Here is a 19,549-nt window from a genome sequence, read left to right on the forward strand (position 1 = left end):
ACCACAAGGAGGACGTGATGAGTGACGAGCAAGAGTTGCTGCCCAAACCGAGCCAGGAGGTTCGCCAGTGGGCGATGTTCTGTCACTTGTCCGCCTTGCTGGGGATCTGGATTCCGTTCGGCAATCTGATCGGGCCGCTGATCCTTTGGCAGATGAAGCGCGAGAAGGACCCGTTCATCGATGCGCAGGGTAAAGAGGCGCTGAATTTTCAGATCACGGTGGCGATAGCCTCAATGATCTGCTTCCTGCTCATGCTGCTGATCATTGGTTTCTTCCTCTTTGGTTTGCTTGCAATCGCGGCATTGGTCCTGACGATCATTGCAGGGGTCAAAGCCAACGAAGGTTTCCCGTACAGATATCCGTTCACTTGGCGACTGATCAAGTAACAGTCTCTTGTATCGCAATATGGAAATGCCCCGGCTTATCGGGCATTTTTATTTGTGCAACTCAATAATTGGTTTTTGTTGTAGGACTAGTCTTTTAACGATGTGCGGTTTGGCATTTATTTGCTGATATTTCTCTATTACATGTTTGGTCACAACTGATCGACCACGTGCTTATTCTCGTTCTTGTTATTGACGCGAGCGGGTTGTTAAAGTTGCCCGATGCAATGTTTCGATTGAAACATTTCGATATGTTCAAGCCATCGATGGCACTTGAATTCCCCAGTAATCAGTGTTGATAAAATCAGCCGGTTCACCCGTCGAGCCCAGGTAAACGCTCGCCTCGTGAATACTTAGCCAAGAATAATCCACATGATTGAGCTCGATTTCTACGGCACGCTCGTGGCCGCTTCTTTAGTACTACTGCTCGGACGCGGACTTGTTGCGCGTGTCGGCTTTCTGCGAAGTTACAATATTCCTGAACCGGTAGCGGGTGGCCTGGTGGTTGCTGTGCTCCTGTTGATATTGCGTACGTTCGATATTGAAGTTCGCTTCGATACATCATTGCAAACACCGTTGATGTTGGCGTTCTTTGCCACGATTGGCTTGAGTGCCGACCTTGCCAGCCTGAAAAAGGGCGGGCGCATCGTCGGCATCTTCCTGCTGGCGGTCATTGGCTTGCTGGTGGTGCAGAACGCCATGGGCATCGGATTGGCAACCTTGCTCGGACTCGATCCTTTGATGGGCTTGCTGACGGGTTCGATCACATTGGCCGGCGGCCACGGTACTGGCGCCGCATGGGGCGCGGTATTCAGCGAGAAATATGGCCTGGCGTCGGCTTCAGAGCTGGCGCTGGCCTCAGCGACGTTCGGTCTGGTGCTCGGTGGGCTGATCGGTGGGCCCGTCGCGCGGTTGCTGATCAAGCGCGTGGAAGTGCCGGGCTGCAGTCCCCAGCAAGCGCCGCGACTGCCGAAAGGCTTTGAACAGCCAAACAAGGAACGCTCGATCACGCCGTTTTCGTTCGTCGAGACGCTGGCGCTAATTGCCGTCAGCCTGCTCGCTGGCAACCTTCTGAATGGCTTGCTGCATGGCACTGCGTTCGAACTGCCGACGTTTGTTTGCGTGCTGTTTGTAGGTGTGGTGTTGCGCAACAGTCTGTCAGCACTTGGCTTGTATCAGGTGTTCGAGCGTGAAGTTTCCGTGCTCGGCAATGTCAGCCTCTCGCTGTTTCTGGCGATCGCGCTGATGTCGCTGAAGCTTTGGGATCTGGCGGCGTTGGCATTGCCGATCTTTATCATTCTGGCCGTGCAGGCGCTGGTCATGGCGCTGTTCGCTATTTTCGTGACGTTCCGGGTGATGGGCAGCAACTACGATGCCGCAGTGCTGGCTGCGGGACATTGTGGCTTCGGTCTGGGCGCCACGCCGACGGCGATTGCCAACATGCAAGCGGTGACGCAGCGCTATGGGCCATCGCAGATCGCGTTTCTGGTAGTGCCGATGGTAGGAGCGTTCTTCATCGATATCGTTAACGTCATCGTGATCAAGCTGTACCTGGCCTTGCCATTCTTCGCTGCCGTCTAGAAAGCATGGCGCATAAAAAATGCCCGCATCTCACGATGCGGGCATTTTTTTGGCTGCGAGGACGCTTAGATGGTCAGCGTCCAGTCGTAGTCGACGATCAGCGGCGCGTGCTGCGAGAACCGTGGCTGACGCGGCAGGCGTGCACTGCGCACCGAGCGACGCAGGCCCGGGGTCAGGATCTGATAATCGAAACGCCAGCCCAGATTGAGCATCTCGGCCTGTTCGTTATCCGGCCACCAGCTGTACTGGTCGCCTTCGCGGCTGACTTCGCGCAGCGCATCGACATAGCCCATGTTGCCGACAATCTCGTCCATCCAGGCGCGCTCCGGCGCCAGGAAGCCTGGAGATTGCTGGCTGTCTCGCCAGTTCTTGATGTCGAGTTTCTGCTGCGCAACGTACAGCGAGCCACAATAAATGTACTCGCGACGTTTGCGTCGCTGTTTGTCCAGGTACTTGCCGAAATCGTCCATGAGCTTGAACTTCTGGTTCAAGTCTTCATCGCCGTTCATCCCCGAAGGAAACAGCAAGGTGGCAATACTGACTTTGTCGAAATCTGCTTGCAGGTAGCGCCCGTAGCGGTCGGCCGTCTCGAAACCGAGACCGCTGATGACAGCCTTCGGTTGCAACCGCGAATACAAAGCCACGCCGCCTTGGGCAGGGACTTCAGCATCGCAGGCATAAAGGAAGTAGCCATCCAGTTGGAAGGCTGGGTCATCCAGTTCAAAGGCGGAGGCACGGGTGTCCTGCAGGCAGATGACGTCGGCATTCTGGGCTTGCAGCCAACTGAGCAAACCGCGCTCGACTGCCGCCTGAATACCATTGACGTTCACACTGATGATCCGCATAAATGGCCCCAAAAATCGCGTGCGTGTATGATACACGGCGTCAAGCTAATTAGCTAAATCCGTGGTATTTGGGGTTTTTTTCATGCAAGCGTATCAGCGCGATTTCATTCGTTTTGCCATCGATCGCGGCGTTTTGCGCTTCGGTGAGTTCACCCTGAAGTCCGGGCGCACCAGTCCCTACTTCTTCAATGCCGGCCTGTTCAACTCCGGTTCGGCCCTGGCGCAGCTGGGGCGTTTCTACGCCGCCGCCATCGCCGAAAGCGGCATCTCCTTCGACGTCCTGTTTGGCCCAGCTTATAAAGGCATTCCGCTGGCGGCCACGACCGCCGTTGCGCTGGCCGAACATCACGGCCGTGACCTGCCATGGTGCTTCAACCGCAAGGAAGCCAAGGCCCACGGCGAGGGCGGCAGCCTGGTTGGCGCACCGCTGACTGGCGAAGTCTTGATCATCGACGACGTAATCACCGCCGGCACCGCGATTCGTGAAGTGATGCAGATCATCGCTTCCCAGGACGGCGCCAAGGCCGCCGGTGTGCTGATCGCACTGAACCGTCAGGAGCGTGGCAACGGCGAGTTGTCGGCAATCCAGGAAGTCGAGCGCGACTTCGGCATCCCGGTGATCAGCATTGTCTCGCTGAATCAGGTGCTGGAGTTCCTCGCCGACGATCCGCAGCTCAAACAGCATTTGCCAGCCGTGGAAGCGTACCGCGCGCAGTTTGGCGTGTGACCAATGTGGGAGCGAGCCTGCTCGCGAATGGCCGTCACCTGTCAGCGATGTGAGGCACATTAGGCGTTTGCGAGCAGGCTCGCTCCCACAGAAAAAAGACCCGGTTCAGGCAGGCTCAACCGGGCCTTTTTTTGTTGGCGATCAACGCAGATTTCGCCATTTCATCAGCAGTCTCAGCGCCAATGCAGCGTTCACTAGCGCAAACACCAGCAGCGCAACAACCACCATCACGTACAACGTGCGATCCACATCGAAATCCCACAGGTCCAGCGTGCTGCTGCGCATGATCCCGACTGCTGCCGGCAAGTTAACGTAAAACAGCGCCACGAAAGCGCACGTCAATGGCAATGCTCGCCAGTAGAAAGCAGCCATCACCTTGTCTCGACTGCGCTTGCGGCCCTGCGAACCTTTTTGAAATTCATCCTCAGCCAGCGCTTCATTGAGCGCCGGCCACGCCAGATTGAACATGAACGTGGTCAGGGTCAGCAGCAAGCCACTGACCGCGACGATGTCACTGAACGGCATTCAGACCCAGCGTTGCACAGAGCAATGCGTGGGAATCTTCGCTGATCTCGAACTGCCCGGCGCTGCCCTTGCGTTTGGTGATGGGTTTGAAGGTCGGCTCGTTCTGGGTGATGAGCATGTTCAATTCATCGCGGATCACGTCCGAGCTGATCACCACCAGAAACACGTTTTGCGCATGCTCGGCGGACTGGATTACTGCGCGCATGCTGTGCTGCAGGATGTCGTCGAGCTGATTGCGAAAACGCGAAACGGTGTTTTTCAACAGGGTTTTGCTTTGGCTCTGGGTCAGCTGAAAGATCGTCGAGATCTGCGATTCGGTCGGCAGGGTTTGCCCGAAGTAACTCTGAATCAGATACAGCAGGCGATCCTGCTTGGCTTCGTCGGCCCGGCTGGGCATGCCGCCCTCGACCAGCATTTTCAGGTATTCGGTCAGGCTGGCTTTGGCGATGCGCTCCAGCGCATGGGCGATTTCAGCGTCGCCGATGCGCAAGGTCTTTTTCACCGGTTCCTTCTGTTCCTGCTCGAAAGCGTCGGCGTCGATCGTGAACGAGATCTGCATGAGTCGCCGCTCCGGTTATTTGTCGCTGGCGGCTGGGTAGGGATCCTGGGGTGCATCTCCTTGGCCGGTGAGCACTTTCCAGCCCTTGAGTGGGTGAGAGGCTTCGGTGAAGTCAGGGCAGGGCGGCATCGAAGTCTGCGAAGGGGCTGAATATTCTCGGCCGCAGTCCACGCAGGCGTAAGTGCCAGCCGAAATGTCACTGCCGTAAGGAACGCTGTTTTTTTGCATGGGAAGATCTCCGTTGGATGAGGGGAAGATCCTATGGAGATTTATTCTGAAGGGATGTCGGACGTTTCGCTGTGTGGAGTCAGGCTTTTCCTGCGCGCATAAAAAGATCGCAGCCTTCGTCAGTTCCTACAAAAGCGGATTCTCGCGTGTGCGAAATCCCTGTAGGAGCTGTTGAAGGCTGCGATCTTTTGCTTTCAGCGATCAGCCATCAAGGACGCTTGCGATTACTGATCAGCGTACCCACACCGGTATCAGTGAAGATTTCCAGCAGAATCGCGTTCGGTACACGACCGTCGATGATCAACGAACTGCCAACCCCACCCTGAACCGCTTCCAGTGCGCAGCGGATCTTCGGCAGCATGCCGCCGTAGATCGTGCCGTCAGCGATCAGGTCGTCGACCTGCTGCGTGCTCAGGCCGGTCAACACGGTGCCCGACTTGTCCATCAGGCCGGCAATGTTGGTCAGCAGCATCAGCTTTTCAGCTTTCAGCGCTTCGGCAACCTTGCCCGCCACCAGGTCGGCGTTGATGTTGTACGACTCACCGTTTTCACCGACGCCAATCGGTGCGATGACCGGGATGAAGTTGCCTTTGACCAGCAGGTTCAGCAGCTCGGTATTGATGCCGACGACTTCGCCAACGTGGCCGATGTCGATGATTTCCGGCTGGGTCATCTCCGGGGTCTGACGGGAGACGGTGAGCTTCTTCGCGCGAATCAGCCCGGCATCCTTACCGGTCAGGCCGATGGCGCTGCCGCCATGGCGGTTGATCAGGTTGACGATGCTTTTGTTGACCTGACCGCCAAGGACCATTTCCACCACGTCCATGGTCGCCGCGTCGGTGACGCGCATGCCGTCGACGAAATGGCTTTCGATCGACAGGCGCTTGAGCAGGTCACCGATCTGCGGGCCGCCGCCGTGCACGACCACCGGGTTGATGCCCACGGCTTTCATCAGCACGATGTCGCGGGCGAAGCCGGTTTTCAGCTCCTCGCTTTCCATCGCGTTGCCGCCGTATTTGATCACCAGGGTCTTGCCGACATAGCGTCGGATGTAAGGCAGCGCTTCGGACAGGACCTTGGCAGTGTTGGCGGCGGCTTCGCGTTCGAGGGTCATTCAGGGCTCCGGGTGGATCAGAACGGTAGTTGGAGATCAGGTGCAACGCGTTTCAGTTGGGCGTGGAACACATCCTTGATGCGCTGCAATTCAGCCTCGTCATCGGCCTCGAAGCGCAGCACCAGCACCGGTGTGGTGTTGGACGCGCGCACCAGGCCCCAGCCTTTGGCGTAATCGACCCGCACGCCGTCGATGGTGGTCAGGTCGGCGCCTTCGCCCCACTGAGCATCGTGCAGTGCATCAATGATGCTGAATTTGCTCTCTTCGGTCACATGGATATTGATTTCCGGCGTGGAAATATCGTTCGGGAAGGTCGCAAACAGCTCTTCCGCGGTGGATTTTTCCTTGCTGAGGATCTCCAGCAGACGTGCGGCGCTGTAGATGCCGTCGTCGAAACCGAACCAGCGCTCCTTGAAGAAGATGTGCCCGCTCATTTCGCCGGCCAACAGCGCGCCGGATTGTTTCATTTTCTTTTTGATCAACGAGTGACCGGTCTTCCACATTAGCGGCCGACCGCCGTATTCCTTGATCAGCGGCACCAAACGGCGAGTGCATTTGACGTCGAAGATGATTTCCGCGTCCGGGTTGCGCGCCACTACGTCGCGAGCGAACAGCATCAGCAGACGGTCCGGGTAGACGATACTGCCGGTGTTGGTCACCACGCCGACGCGGTCGCCGTCACCGTCGAAGGCCAGGCCGATATCGGCGTTGGTTTCCTTGACCTTGGCGATCAGGTCGACAAGGTTTTCCGGTTTGCCCGGATCCGGGTGATGGTTAGGGAAGTTGCCGTCGACTTCGCAGAACAGCGGGATGACTTCGCAGTTCAGCGCTTCGATCAGTTGCGGGGCGATCACGCCGGCCGCGCCGTTGCCGCAGTCGACCACGACTTTCAGGCGACGGGCCAGTTTGATGTCCTGGACGATTTCGGTGTTGTAGCGGTCGAGGATTTCGACCTGGGTGACGCTGCCCTGGCCAGTGCTCAGGTCGTTGTTCTTGATGCGTTCGTGCAGCACCTGAATCTGCTCGTTGGCGAGGGTGTCGCCGGCGATGACGATTTTGAAACCGTTGTAGTTCGACGGATTGTGGCTACCGGTGAGCATCACCCCGGACTTGCCGGCCAGTACGTTGGCGGCGTAATACAGCGCTGGCGTTGGCACCAGGCCGACATCGCTGACGTGGCAACCGCTCTCGGCGATGCCGCGAATGAGTTCCGCGACCAGCTCCGGGCCGGACAGGCGACCGTCGCGACCGACCGAAACATTCGGTTCGCCCTGGGCCAGGCTCTGCGAGCCGATGGCACGGCCGATCCAGTAGGCGGTTTCGCCGTTGAGGAATTCCGGCACAGTGCCGCGAATGTCGTAGGCGCGGAAAATACTGTCAGGCAGCTTCGGGGCGATCTTGGCGGGGGTGCTCATCTGTGGACATGCTCCATCTCGAAAAGGGCGGGACAGACCGGCGAAATGTTCGACGGCAGGCTCAAACTGAAGGGTATGACGGCGTTTTCCACAGAGAGTTCGTGCTATGAAAGGGCCATGACGCCCCGGCTGGCGTGGCTTTCGGCCGGCAAAACCTTGATTTACGGTGTTAAAACCTGCTGCCGATGTAGCGCATTTTTTGTGGTGAGGGGATAAACCCCCTCACCACAATAATTTTTATCCGGTTATTTGGTGCCGGTATGGCCAAAACCACCGGTACCGCGCTCGGTCTCGACAAACTCTTCAACCATTTCGAAATGCGCCTGCACCACCGGCACGAGCACCAATTGCGCCAGACGTTCGCCGACGGTCATGGTGAAGTCGCTCTGGCCGCGGTTCCAGCAGGAGACCATCAGCGGGCCCTGGTAGTCGGAGTCGATCAGGCCGACCAGATTGCCCAGCACGATGCCATGTTTGTGGCCCATGCCCGAGCGCGGCAGGATCAGCGCGGCGAGATTCGGGTCGCCGATATAGACCGACAGGCCGGTGGGGATCAGCACGGTTTCACCCGGTTTGATCACGATGTCCTGTTCCAGCATGGCGCGCAGGTCGAGGCCGGCGGAGCCCGGAGTGGCGTATTGCGGCAGCGGGAATTCGGTGCCGATGCGTGGATCGAGGATCTTGGCTTGCAAAGCGTGCATGTAAATTAAACCTGGTTCGGACGTTCGGCGATAAAAGTGACCAGTTGACGAGCGATCTTGCTCTTGCTGGTCTGGGCGAAAACCGTGGCGTGCAGCTCACGGTCGATGACGCTGCAGGCGTTTTCTTCGCTGTTGAAACCGATGCTCGGGTTGGCGACGTCGTTGGCGACGATCAGATCGAGATTCTTGTCCTTCAGCTTGCGTGCAGCGTAGTCGAGCAGGTGTTCGGTTTCGGCGGCGAAGCCGACACTGAACGGACGGTCGGGACGGGTCGCGATGGTGGCAAGGATGTCCGGGTTGCGCACCATTTGCAGGACGAAGCCGTCGCCGCTCGTAGGATCTTTCTTGAGTTTATGCGGAGCTACTACTTCCGGGCGGTAGTCCGCCACCGCTGCCGACGAGATGAACACGTCGCAAGGCATGGCCGATTCGCAGGCGGCGAGCATGTCGCGGGCGCTGACCACATCGATCCGCGTCACGCGATCAGGCGTCGGCAAGTGCACCGGGCCGCTGATCAAAGTGACACGGGCGCCGGCTTCCACGGCTGCTTCGGCGAGGGCAAAACCCATTTTGCCGGAGCTGTGGTTGGTGATGTAGCGCACCGGGTCGATGTTTTCCTGAGTCGGGCCGGCGGTGATCACCACATGCTTGCCGGTCAGGGCCTGGCGCTGGAAGCAATCGGCGGCGAGCAGCGCCAGATCGGTGGCCTCCATCATGCGGCCCATGCCGACGTCGCCGCAGGCCTGGCTGCCCGAGGCCGGGCCGAAAGTCTTCAGGCCACGGCTCTCCAACAGTTGCAGGTTGGTCTGGGTCGCCGGGTCGCGCCACATCGCCTGGTTCATCGCTGGCGCGACAGCAACCACAGCGTCGGTGGCCAGCACCAGCGTGGTCAGCAGATCGTTGGCAATGCCTTGGGCCAGGCGGGCGATCAGGTCGGCGGTGGCCGGGGCGATCAGTACCAGATCGGCCCATTTCGCCAGCTCGATATGGCCCATGGCGGCTTCGGCGGCAGGGTCGAGCAAGTCGAGGTGAACCGGGTGGCCCGACAGGGCCTGCATGGTCAGCGGGGTAATGAATTCGGCGCCGCCATGGGTCATGACCACGCGCACTTCGGCACCCTGGTCGATCAGGCGGCGAACCAGATCGGCGCTCTTGTAGGCCGCAATGCCGCCGCCGACGCCCAGAACGATGCGTTTCCGATACAGCCGCTGCATAGGTCTGCCTTTCATTTCGTTGATGACTGCGGTGCGATGCCCCTCCCCAGGGTTGAATCGACCGCCAAAAAGATGGGCTACGATATCACAGCGACCGCTACGGAACAGCGGCGCCCACAGACAAGGAGGTGCTATGAGTATTCGCGATTGGCCGGCGGCGGAACGGCCGCGGGAAAGGCTGTTGGAACACGGCGCAGGGAGTCTTTCGGACGCTGAGCTGTTGGCGATTTTTCTGCGCACCGGATTGCCCGGAAAAAGCGCAGTCGACCTTGCCAGACATCTGCTGACGCAATTCGGTGGCCTGCGTTTGTTGCTTGAGGCCGATCAGGACGCATTCAGCAAACAAATGGGCCTCGGCCCGGCCAAGTTCGCCCAGCTGCAAGCCGCGCAGGAAATGAGCAAGCGCCATCTGGCCGAGCGCTCACGACAGAAGCCGGCACTGGAGAACCCCCAAGTCGTCCGCGATTACCTCAAGGCGATGCTGCGGCATGAGCCGCACGAGGTGTTCGGCTGCCTGTTTCTCGATTCAAAGCATCAGGTGCTGAATTTCGAGGCGCTGTTTCGCGGCTCGATCGACAATACCAGCGTGCACCCTAGGGAGGTGGTGAAGCGCGCGCTGGCCAATAACGCCGCAGCGGTGATCCTGTGTCACAACCATCCGTCCGGCAACACCGATCCGAGTCAGGCCGATCGGCTGCTGACCAAGCGCCTGCAGAAAGCGCTGGAGCTGATTGACGTGCGAGTGCTCGATCACTTCATCGTCGGAGACGGCGAACCGCTGTCGATGGCGGAGTGTGGCTGGATGTAGTTCTCGGCGCCAATTCTGGACCTTGTGGGAGCGAGCCTGCTCGCGAAGGCGTTTTATCAGTCAGCATCATTGTTTGCTGACAGACCGCTTTCGCGAGCAGGCTCGCTCCCACAGATTGTTTACATCCACCGGTTTGTGTCAGACAGGTTATTTGAGGCTGATCTTGGAATAATCCTGCCGGCCGAACGGGCTGACGGAATAACCCTGAACATCCTTGCGCGTCAAAGCGTAGGCCGTTGGGTGCGCCAGTGGCAGCCACAACGCCTGCTGCTGGATCTGTGCCTGTGCCTGTTCATACAGCTTGGTGCGCACGCCTTGCTCGCTGGTGGTCTTGCCGGCGCTGATCAGCTTGTCCAGATCGGCGTTGCAGTACCGCGCGAAGTTGGTCCCGGATTTCACCGCCGCGCAGGAAAACTGCGGGGTGAGGAAGTTGTCCGGGTCGCCGTTGTCGCCGGCCCAGCCCATGAACAGCAGGTCGTGTTCGCCGGCCTTGGCGCGGCGAATCAGTTCGCCCCACTCGATCACGCGGATCTCCGCCTGGATGCCGATCTCGGCCAGATCCGACTGCAACATCTGCGCGCCGAGACTTGGGTTTGGGTTGAGCAGGCTGCCTGATGGACGCGTCCAGATTGTGGTCTGGAAGCCATCCTTCAAGCCGGCCTTGGCCAGCAGCGCCTTGGCTTTGGCCACGTCGTGCGGATAGCCCGGCAGGTTCTTGGCGTAGCTCCAGGTGTTCGGCGGGTACGGGCCGTTGGCCGCTTCGGCGGTGTCTTCGAACACGGCTTTGATGTAGTTGGCCTTGTCGAAAGCGAGGTTGATCGCCTGGCGCACTTCCGGTTTGTCCAGTGGCGGATGCTGGCTGTTGATGCCCACGAAAGCGGTCATGAACGCGTCAGTCTTTTCGACTTTCAGCGTCGGCTCCTTCAGCGCAGCCTGTACGTCCAGTGGTTTTGGCGACAGGGCGATCTGGCATTCATTGCGTCGCAGCTTTTGCAGGCGCACGTTGGCGTCCGGCGTGATGGCGAAGATCAACGGGTCGACCGCAGGCTTGCCACGGAAATAGTCCGGATTGGCCTTGTAGCGAATCGCCGCGTCTTTCTGGAAGCGATTGAACACGAACGGGCCGGTGCCGATCGGCTGGCTGTTGAGTTTGTCGGTGGCGCCGGCCTTCATCAGTTTGTCGGCATATTCGGCGGAATAGATCGAGGCGAAACCCATGCTCAGCGTCGCGAGGAAGGTCGAATCCGGATGGTCGAGGGTAAAACGCACGGTCAGCGGGTCGAGGGCGTCGATCTTCTTGATCAGGGTCGGCAGTTGCATCGACTGCGCATGGGGGAAGCCGCTCTGGGCGACCTTGTGCCACGGGTTGGCCGGGTCGAGCATGCGGTCGAAGCTGAACTTGACGTCTTCAGCGCTCAGCTCGCGGCTCGGTTTGAAGTAGTCGGTTGTATGAAATTTCACCTGCGGGTGCAGTTTGAACACATAGGTGAGGCCGTCGGTGCTGACTTCCCAGCTGTCGGCCAGGCTCGGGATGACCTTGCCACTGGCGGTGTCGAAATCCACCAAGCGGTTCATCAGTACGTCAGCCGAAGCATTGGTGGTGGTCAGCGAGTTGTACTGCACCACGTCGAACCCTTCGGGACTGGCCTCGGTACACACGCTCAACGCGGCGGCCTGGGCGAGGGGGCTCAGCAACAGCGGAGCGAGTAACAGGGGTAGGGCAGCGAGGCGCATGGTCGGTTTCCTTTACAGATCGAAGGCCCATCTGCAAGTGCAGTCTGGAAAAGTCCTACCCTAGAGCTCTGAATTGCAAATGACTATCCCCTTTTTGCATTTTCAGGCGCACTCTTGCGCGGTTTCGAGCGTGGGCAGCCAGATGAAAAGTCTGAATCGGCTGTAGGGCGGGATTTCTGCGACGAGTGGTCAAAACTGGCCGCAGCCTTTGTCCAAGGCGTCTGCGGCGGAAAAAATCGCCCTTTTGCCGATTGATTGCACACCGATTGTTGTTGCACCCCGGTCTTTCTGGTATAAAGCAGCGCTCTTTTCTAGGGGCCCGGTTCCTTCACTGTAGGTGTAGCCGGTAAGACCTCTAAAGAAACGCGGCGCCTGGCGCCAAATGACTGAGAGATTAAGCGGCCAACCCATGCCGGGTTGGGCATGTGGTTTTAGAGGGCTGAGGCATGTCGAGAGTATGTCAAGTTACCGGTAAGGGTCCGGTGACTGGGAATAACATTTCCCACGCAAACAACAAAACCCGTCGTCGTTTCCTGCCGAACCTGCAGCATCACCGCTTCTGGGTTGAAGAAGAGAAACGTTTTGTGCGTCTGCGCGTATCTGCCAAAGGCATGCGTATCATCGACAAGCGTGGCATCACTGTCGTGCTCGCCGAACTTCGCCGCGATGGCAAGATTTAAGGGAGCTAATCATGCGTGAATTGATTCGTTTGATCTCGAGCGCCGGTACTGGTCACTTCTACACTACCGACAAGAACAAGCGTACTACCCCGGACAAAATCGAGATCAAGAAATATGATCCGGTTGTTCGCAAGCACGTGATGTACAAGGAAGGCAAAATCAAGTAATTGATTTTTCCTGACTGCGAAAAAGGCCCGTATCGTGAGATACGGGCCTTTTTTGTTTGCCTTGCATTTGGTGTTGCCTGTCCTGCACTCCCACAATGGAATACGTTCGAATGTGGGAGCGAGCCTGCTCGCGAAGAGGGCGGTGAAATCAGCGCAAAGACTCAAGCCTTCTGTTCAAAGATCACATAAACCTTGCGGCAAGCCTCCAGCACTTCCCAGGTGCCGCGAAACCCCGCCGGAATCACGAAGCGATCGCCAACGCGCAAGGTCTTGGCATTGCCATCGCTGTCACGCAATACCGAAACCCCCTGCAGAATCTCGCAGTACTCATGCTCGGTGTAATTAACCGTCCACTGACCCACCGCGCCTTCCCACACACCCACGCCCATTTGCCCACAAGGGCTGTCGTATTGGTGAAACACCGCCTGCTCAGGATCGCCCTTGAGCACCTTCGCCGGGTCCGGGCTATAGCGCTCGGCTTCGCTGCTGGCGAGGCTGATGTCGACGACGTTCTGGATGTTCATTGTTGTTTTCTCCGCTAATGACGGCGCGTGGGCTGGAATGGGCCAAAGTCTATGTTTATTAAAATGAACACCGCAAGGCCGTATAGCCAGCTTATGTCAAATATATTGAAACAAACCCGGTCGCTGGTTTAGGGTGGCGGGTGCCTCGGGCCGAAAGTGCAGGCTGGCCGGGCAGAATTCTTGAACAGCGCCGCAGCGCTTGCGGTGCTCGTATTCAATAAGAGGAGGACACCCGAATGACCACCCTGACTCGTGCCGACTGGGAACAACGCGCCCGCGATCTGAAAATCGAAGGCCGCGCCTTCCTGAATGGCGAATACACCGACGCCGTCTCCGGCGAAACCTTCGAATGCATCAGCCCGGTCGATGGCCGCCTGCTCGGCAAGATCGCCAGCTGTGACGCCGCCGACGCCGACCGTGCTGTAGAAAACGCCCGCGCTACTTTCAATTCCGGCGTCTGGTCGCGCCTGGCGCCGACCAAACGCAAAGCCACCATGATCCGCTTCGCCAGCCTCCTGAAACAGCACGCTGAAGAACTGGCGCTGCTGGAAACCCTCGACATGGGCAAGCCGATCAGCGATTCGCTGTACATCGACGTACCGGGTGCGGCGCAGGCTTTGAGCTGGAGCGGTGAAGCGATCGACAAGATCTACGACGAAGTTGCCGCCACCCCGCATGACCAACTAGGTCTGGTAACCCGTGAGCCGGTGGGCGTGGTCGGCGCTATCGTGCCGTGGAACTTCCCGCTGATGATGGCCTGCTGGAAACTCGGCCCGGCGCTGTCGACCGGTAACTCGGTGATCCTCAAGCCGTCGGAAAAGTCGCCGCTGACCGCCATCCGCATCGCTGCGCTGGCCATTGAAGCCGGAATTCCGAAAGGCGTGCTCAACGTGCTGCCGGGCTATGGCCACACCGTCGGCAAGGCGCTGGGTCTGCACAATGACGTCGACACGCTGGTGTTCACTGGTTCGACCAAGATTGCCAAGCAACTCATGGTCTATGCCGGCGAATCGAACATGAAGCGCGTCTGGCTGGAAGCCGGTGGCAAGAGCCCGAACATCGTCTTCGCCGATGCGCCGGATCTGCAGGCCGCCGCTGAATCCGCCGCCAGCGCCATCGCCTTCAACCAGGGCGAAGTGTGCACCGCCGGTTCGCGCCTGCTGGTCGAGCGTTCGATCAAGGACAAATTCCTGCCAATGGTGATCGAGGCGCTGAAAGCCTGGAAGCCGGGCAATCCGCTGGACCCGGCGACCAACGTCGGTGCGCTGGTCGATACCCAGCAGATGAACACCGTGCTGTCGTACATCGAATCCGGCCATAGCGATGGCGCTAAACTGGTCGCCGGCGGCAAGCGCATCCTCCAGGAGACCGGTGGCACTTACGTCGAGCCAACCATTTTCGATGGTGTGAGCAACGCGATGAAGATTGCCCAGGAAGAGATTTTCGGCCCAGTGTTGTCGGTGATCGCTTTCGACAGCGCCGAAGAAGCCATCCAGATTGCCAACGACACGCCATACGGTCTGGCCGCAGCGGTGTGGACCCAGGACATCTCCAAGGCGCACCTGACCGCCAAGGCCTTGCGCGCCGGTAGCGTGTGGGTCAACCAGTACGATGGCGGCGACATGACCGCGCCGTTCGGTGGCTTCAAACAGTCGGGCAACGGTCGCGACAAATCGCTGCATGCCTTCGACAAGTACACCGAGTTGAAGGCGACGTGGATCAAGCTGTAAGCCGCTGAAGGGAGCCCGCTCACTCCGGGCTTCCAGACCAAACAGAGATCCCCTGTGGGAGCGAGCCTCTGTGGAGAGGGGATTTATCCCCGTTCGGCTGCGAAGCAGTCGCTAAACCCTTGCACGCGGTGTACTTGGTACATCGTGGTTGCAGGTTTTGGGGCCGCTGCGCGACCCAACGGGGATAAATCCCCTCGCCACGGGGGCTCGCTCCCACAGTGATTTTGTGGTGCATATAAAAATATCCACAGGAGCGTGGAACATGCGGTGGGCGACGTATTTCGCCGTGTTGGCGTCTGTCTTGAGTGTCGGCCTGGCCCTGGGGGTCAGCATGCCGCTGGTGTCGTTGCGTCTGGAGGGCTGGGGCTACGGCTCGTTCGCCATCGGTGTGATGGCAGCCATGCCGGCAATCGGCGTGCTGCTGGGGGCGAAGATTTCCAGCCATCTCGCCGCGTATTTCGGCACGGCGAACCTGATGCGTCTGTGCCTGTGGGCCGGGGCATTGTCGATCGGCCTGCTGGCACTGCTGCCGAGTTATCCGATCTGGTTGCTGCTGCGCCTGCTGATCGGGGTGATCCTGACCATCGTGTTCATCCTCGGCGAGAGCTGGATCAATCAATTGGTGGTCGAGCAGTGGCGCGGGCGTCTGGTAGCGCTGTATGGCAGCAGCTATGCGCTGAGCCAACTGTCCGGTCCGTTGCTGCTGGGTGCGCTCGGTACCGAGCATGATTACGGTTTCTGGGTCGGGGTCGGTCTGCTGACGCTCTCGCCCTTTCTGCTGCTGGGGCGCAGCGGGGCGCCGAGCAGTGAAGCCAACAGCGTCACGTTTGGCGATCTATGGGGCTTCGCCCGTGAGTTGCCGGCGATTGCCTGGGCGGTGTCGTTGTTCGCCGCGTTCGAGGCGATGATTCTGACGCTGCTGCCGGTGTACTGCCTGCAACAAGGGTTCACCGCCGAAATCGCGCTGGCCATGGTCAGCACCGTGGTGGTCGGCGATGCGCTGCTGCAATTACCGATCGGCGCGTTGGCCGATTACCTGTCGCGGCGCACGCTGTTCGCCGGATGCGCGGTGGTGTTGATGCTGTCGAGTCTGGCCATTCCGATGTTGCTCGACACGCTGCTGATCTGGCCGTTGTGGGTGCTGTTCGGCGCCAGTGCCGGCGGCTTGTTCACCCTGTCGCTGATTCTGATTGGCGAGCGTTATCGAGACGATGCGCTGGTTCGCGCCAATGCGCATATCGCGCAGTTGTGGGGTGTCGGTTGTCTGGTCGGGCCGTTGGCGGCAGGGGCGGGCAGTCAGTGGATCAATGGTCATGCGTTGCCGCTGTTGATGGCGGCTGGGGCGTTTGGTCTGGTGCTTTTGTTGTTGCGCCAAGGCGCCTTTGGCACAACGGCAGAAGCTGCCTGAGCGCATTCCTGTGGGAGCGAGCCTGCTCGCGAAAGCGGTGCATCAGTCAGCTCATTTGCTGGATGTGAAACCGTTTTCGCGAGCAGGCTCGCTCCCACAAAGGATTACAACATCCGCTCCAGGCCGACGCTGGTGCTGAACCACGAGTTGAAGCGCCGCCACCAGCTCCCCGGCTCCTTGGTCAGAGTGTGCATCTGGCCGTTGTCCTCGGTGACCCAGACGACCTTGCCGTCCTCGAGTTTCGCCTGATAACTCAAGGTCGGCGCCATGCCTTGCAGCGCCAGTGCGCGCACGTGCTCGGCCAGTTCCGGGCTATCGACCAGGACGCCGACTTCGGTGTTCCACAGCACCGAGCGCGGGTCGAAATTGAACGAGCCGATAAACGACTTGCGCCGGTCGAAGATCATCGCCTTGCTGTGCAAACTCGAATCCGAACCGCGAAACGACTTGCTGTAGAACACCCGCGGCCCGCTGCCATAGTTATCCCCAGGCTGGCGGCGCAGTTCATAGAGTTTCACCCCGTGTTCAAGCAACGCCTTGCGATAGGGCGCATAACCGCCATGCACCGCCGGCACGTCGGTGGCCTCCAGTGAATTGGTCAGCAGGCTCACGGAGACCCCGGCATCGGCGCGCCCGGTCAGGTAGACCAGCCCCGGCTGGCCGGGCACGAAGTAGGCGGAAATCATGATCAGCTCTTTGCTGACGCCGGTCAGTTCCGGCGCCAGCTGCGTGGTCAGCAGCAGATGCGGATCCGGTTCGCCCTTGGACAGGACCTTGCTCGGCGCGTCCCACAAGGCCTGGTTCCAGGCCCAGATCAGCTCTTTACGCCAGATGTCCATGCGCGGGTCGGTTGTGAACTTCATCAACTGTTGATAGAGCGCGTGGTTCTGCTTGCGAGTTTCTTCCAGTGATTCTTCCAGGCGCGTGCGCGTGTTTTCCAGGTCAGCGGCGGTCGGCTGGCTGGAGAGGAATTCGTCGATCGGCTTGCTCAGCGCGCTGTTCCAGTACTGGTCGAAACTGTGTCCGAGCTGTTCGGCCACCGGGCCGATGCTGAGCATGTCGATGTCGGTGAAATTCAGGTTGGGTTCGGCGTCGAAATATTCATCGCCCAGATTGCGCCCGCCGACGATGGCCGCGCTGTTGTCCGCCAGCCACAACTTGTTGTGCATGCGCCGATGCTGCACGGACAGATTGAACAGTCGCCCGGCCGCGCGCGTTACGCCGGTGCTGCGCCCCAGGTGCAAAGGATTGAACAAACGAATCTGGATCTGCGGATGTGCCGCCAGCGTCGCGATGATCTGGTCGAGGCCGTCGCTGGTGGTGTCGTCGAGCAGGATGCGCACGCGCACGCCACGGTCGGCCGCCTTGAGCACTTCCTCCACCAACATCCGCGTGCTGATGCCGTCGTGGACGATGTAGTACTGCAAATCGAGGCTGACCTGGGCATGGCGAATCAGCTCGGCCCGGGCGGTAAAGGCCTCACCGCTGTCCGAGAGCAGACGAAACCCCGATTGCCCTTTGTAGGGTGCGGCCTGAGCCTGGATCGAGCGGCCGAAGCTGGAGTCCGACGCCGGCAGGGCCTGGCTTGGTTCGCGCGGCACATCGAGGCTGGCGCAGCCGCTGAGGAACGAGGCGAGTATCAGTGAAGCGAGTAAGGGCTGTCTGAAGCTCACGTAGGGTCGTTCCGGTTGGCGGCTGAGGTCGGCAATTTGGACGCCGGGCGCGCAAAAAAGGTCAGTCGGTCTCAGCGAGTAGTTTGATTGCCGCAGCGCCGACTTTACGCACCGCTTCTTCGATCTGCGCTGTTGGTTTGGCAGCGTAGTTCATCCGTAAACAATTGCGGTACTTGCCCGAGGCGGAAAAGATGCTGCCAACGGCAATCTGTACGCCCTGATCGTGCAGCGCGCGATTCAGTTTCAGCGTGTCGAAGCCCTCCGGCAGTTCCACCCAGAGCATGAAGCTGCCCTGCGGGCGACTCGCGCGGGTGCCAGCGGGAAAGTAGCGCGTCACCCAGTCGATCATCGCGTCACGATTGCGTTGGTACTGCATGCGCATACGCCGCAAGTGCGGCTCGAAATGGCCGGCCTTGATGAATTCGGCGATGGCGATCTGCGGTTGTGGTGCGGTGGAGCCGGTGCTGATGTATTTCATGTGCAGCACTCGCTCCAGATATCGGCCCGGCGCCACCCAGCCGATGCGCAGCCCCGGCGCCAAGGTTTTGGAGAACGAGCTGCAGAGCAACACGCGGCCGTCTTCATCGAAGGATTTGATCGTGCGCGGGCGCGGGTAGGTATAGGCCAGTTCGCCATACACATCGTCTTCAATGATCGCCACGTCGAAACGCTGGGCCAACGTCAACAGCGCGCGTTTGCGCGACTCGGGCATGACGTATCCGAGGGGGTTGTTGCAGTTGGGGGTGAGCTGAATGGCCTTGATCGGCCACTGTTCCAGCGCCAGTTCCAAGGCGTCGAGGCTGATCCCGGTGAGCGGATCGGTGGGGATTTCCAGGGCTTTCATGCCCAGGCCTTTGAGGGTCTGCATGGCGCCGTGGAAGCTCGGCGAGTCCACCGCGACGATGTCACCCGGCTCGCAGATCGCGTGGATGCTGGTGGACAGCGCTTCGTGGCAGCCAGTGGTAATCACGAGATCGCTGGCGCTCAACTGGCAGCCGGAATCGAGCATCAGCCGTGCGATCTGTTCACGCAGTTCGAGGTTGCCGTGGATGTTGTCGTAATACAGACCGGGCATGTCCTGCCGCCGGCTGATTCGCGCCAGTCCGCGCAGCAGCGGCTTCATGGTAGGTGAGCCAACATCGGGCATGCCACGGCCCAATTGCACAACGTCCTTGCGCGGTACCGCGCGAATGAGTTCCAGCACCTGATCCCATTGCGAAATCTCTACCGGCCGTTGCGCGGGGCGGCCTACGGCGGGCAGCTCCGGCAATTCGCGGCCGACTGGCACAAAGTAGCCAGACTTCGGTTTCGGCGTGGCCAGACCGCTGTCTTCAAGCACGCGATAGGCCTGCTGCACCGTGCTCAAACTGACTCCGTGCTCGACGCTCAAGGCTCGAACCGACGGCAAGCGATCGCCAGGACGATAGAAGCCTTGTTCGATGCGGGTGCCGAGCAATTCGGCGAGATTTACATACAGAGTCATGGTGGCCTCGGTGCGTCTTGGTGGAAACCAGTACAGATGCGGCAAAAATC

The 19,549-nt window shown here is 59.6% G+C and carries 18 protein-coding genes and 1 pseudogene; 8 read left to right on the forward strand and 11 right to left on the reverse strand.

What is annotated here, in order from left to right:
• The first annotated feature begins 17 nt into the window (after positions 1-17).
• A complete protein-coding gene (locus D8U82_RS07120; protein ID WP_016772541.1) occupies positions 18-386 on the forward strand; it encodes a DUF4870 domain-containing protein in 369 nt (122 codons plus the stop codon).
• Positions 387-755: 369 nt separating this feature from the next.
• Complete coding sequence (gene gltS / locus D8U82_RS07125) at positions 756-1,964, forward strand: sodium/glutamate symporter (protein ID WP_024014798.1); 1,209 nt, start codon at positions 756-758, stop codon at positions 1,962-1,964.
• Positions 1,965-2,029: 65 nt separating this feature from the next.
• Here the strand turns inward: gltS and D8U82_RS07130 are convergent, their stop codons facing one another.
• The gene (locus D8U82_RS07130) at positions 2,030-2,809 is read right to left on the reverse strand and encodes an exodeoxyribonuclease III (RefSeq protein WP_016772543.1); all 780 of its coding nucleotides are present in this window, start codon (positions 2,807-2,809) and stop codon (positions 2,030-2,032) included.
• 82 nt (positions 2,810-2,891) lie between these two features.
• Here D8U82_RS07130 and pyrE point away from each other — a divergent pair, with 82 nt between their 5' ends.
• The gene (pyrE, locus tag D8U82_RS07135) at positions 2,892-3,536 is read left to right on the forward strand and encodes an orotate phosphoribosyltransferase (RefSeq protein ID WP_016772544.1); all 645 of its coding nucleotides are present in this window, start codon (positions 2,892-2,894) and stop codon (positions 3,534-3,536) included.
• A 141-nt stretch (positions 3,537-3,677) separates the two neighbouring features.
• Here the strand turns inward: pyrE and D8U82_RS07140 are convergent, their stop codons facing one another.
• From D8U82_RS07140 to coaBC, 6 genes and pseudogenes are all read right to left on the reverse strand, one after another.
• Positions 3,678-4,061: a hypothetical protein gene (locus D8U82_RS07140; protein ID WP_016772545.1), complete on the reverse strand. Its 384-nt coding sequence runs from the start codon at positions 4,059-4,061 to the stop codon at positions 3,678-3,680.
• Entirely contained in the window at positions 4,048-4,620 is a 573-nt protein-coding gene (locus D8U82_RS07145; RefSeq protein ID WP_016772546.1) for a hypothetical protein, read from the reverse strand. The genes D8U82_RS07140 and D8U82_RS07145 overlap by 14 nt, the downstream gene beginning before the upstream one ends.
• A gap of 436 nt (positions 4,621-5,056) precedes the next feature.
• The gene (gene argB, locus D8U82_RS07155; protein ID WP_016772548.1) at positions 5,057-5,962 is read right to left on the reverse strand and encodes an acetylglutamate kinase; all 906 of its coding nucleotides are present in this window, start codon (positions 5,960-5,962) and stop codon (positions 5,057-5,059) included.
• A gap of 17 nt (positions 5,963-5,979) precedes the next feature.
• Positions 5,980-7,383: pseudogene (locus D8U82_RS07160) on the reverse strand (phosphomannomutase/phosphoglucomutase); the annotation flags it as partial.
• Positions 7,384-7,622: 239 nt separating this feature from the next.
• Complete coding sequence (dut, locus tag D8U82_RS07165) at positions 7,623-8,078, reverse strand: dUTP diphosphatase (RefSeq protein ID WP_016772550.1); 456 nt, start codon at positions 8,076-8,078, stop codon at positions 7,623-7,625.
• 5 nt (positions 8,079-8,083) lie between these two features.
• Entirely contained in the window at positions 8,084-9,292 is a 1,209-nt protein-coding gene (gene coaBC / locus D8U82_RS07170) for a bifunctional phosphopantothenoylcysteine decarboxylase/phosphopantothenate--cysteine ligase CoaBC (protein WP_130901964.1), read from the reverse strand.
• Between the two features lie 133 nt (positions 9,293-9,425).
• Between coaBC and radC the strand changes: the two genes are divergently transcribed.
• The gene (gene radC / locus D8U82_RS07175; RefSeq protein WP_016772552.1) at positions 9,426-10,100 is read left to right on the forward strand and encodes a DNA repair protein RadC; all 675 of its coding nucleotides are present in this window, start codon (positions 9,426-9,428) and stop codon (positions 10,098-10,100) included.
• A 147-nt stretch (positions 10,101-10,247) separates the two neighbouring features.
• Here radC and D8U82_RS07180 read toward each other — a convergent pair whose 3' ends face one another.
• Entirely contained in the window at positions 10,248-11,834 is a 1,587-nt protein-coding gene (locus D8U82_RS07180; protein WP_130901949.1) for an ABC transporter substrate-binding protein, read from the reverse strand.
• Between the two features lie 446 nt (positions 11,835-12,280).
• Here D8U82_RS07180 and rpmB point away from each other — a divergent pair, with 446 nt between their 5' ends.
• Positions 12,281-12,514, forward strand: coding sequence for a 50S ribosomal protein L28 (gene rpmB, locus D8U82_RS07185; RefSeq protein ID WP_007920377.1), 234 nt, complete (start codon positions 12,281-12,283; stop codon positions 12,512-12,514).
• 11 nt (positions 12,515-12,525) lie between these two features.
• Positions 12,526-12,681 (forward strand): 50S ribosomal protein L33, encoded by a 156-nt coding sequence (gene rpmG / locus D8U82_RS07190; protein WP_016772554.1) that lies wholly within the window; start codon positions 12,526-12,528, stop codon positions 12,679-12,681.
• A 161-nt stretch (positions 12,682-12,842) separates the two neighbouring features.
• Here rpmG and D8U82_RS07195 read toward each other — a convergent pair whose 3' ends face one another.
• Positions 12,843-13,205: a cupin domain-containing protein gene (locus D8U82_RS07195; protein ID WP_130901950.1), complete on the reverse strand. Its 363-nt coding sequence runs from the start codon at positions 13,203-13,205 to the stop codon at positions 12,843-12,845.
• A 236-nt stretch (positions 13,206-13,441) separates the two neighbouring features.
• Here D8U82_RS07195 and D8U82_RS07200 point away from each other — a divergent pair, with 236 nt between their 5' ends.
• Both D8U82_RS07200 and D8U82_RS07205 read left to right on the forward strand, forming a co-directional pair.
• Positions 13,442-14,935: an aldehyde dehydrogenase gene (locus D8U82_RS07200; protein WP_016772556.1), complete on the forward strand. Its 1,494-nt coding sequence runs from the start codon at positions 13,442-13,444 to the stop codon at positions 14,933-14,935.
• A gap of 262 nt (positions 14,936-15,197) precedes the next feature.
• A complete protein-coding gene (locus D8U82_RS07205; RefSeq protein ID WP_016772557.1) occupies positions 15,198-16,343 on the forward strand; it encodes an MFS transporter in 1,146 nt (381 codons plus the stop codon).
• A 104-nt stretch (positions 16,344-16,447) separates the two neighbouring features.
• Here the strand turns inward: D8U82_RS07205 and D8U82_RS07210 are convergent, their stop codons facing one another.
• Together D8U82_RS07210 and D8U82_RS07215 are read right to left on the reverse strand one after the other, a co-directional pair.
• Positions 16,448-18,016: a phospholipase D family protein gene (locus D8U82_RS07210; RefSeq protein ID WP_024014795.1), complete on the reverse strand. Its 1,569-nt coding sequence runs from the start codon at positions 18,014-18,016 to the stop codon at positions 16,448-16,450.
• A 61-nt stretch (positions 18,017-18,077) separates the two neighbouring features.
• Positions 18,078-19,499, reverse strand: a complete 1,422-nt coding sequence (locus D8U82_RS07215) for a PLP-dependent aminotransferase family protein (RefSeq protein ID WP_041476641.1) — start codon at positions 19,497-19,499, stop codon at positions 18,078-18,080.
• Positions 19,500-19,549 lie beyond the last annotated feature (50 nt).

It is taken from the genome of Pseudomonas sp. Sample_23 (assembly GCF_004307595.1).
GTDB classification, from domain to species: domain Bacteria; phylum Pseudomonadota; class Gammaproteobacteria; order Pseudomonadales; family Pseudomonadaceae; genus Aquipseudomonas; species Aquipseudomonas atacamensis.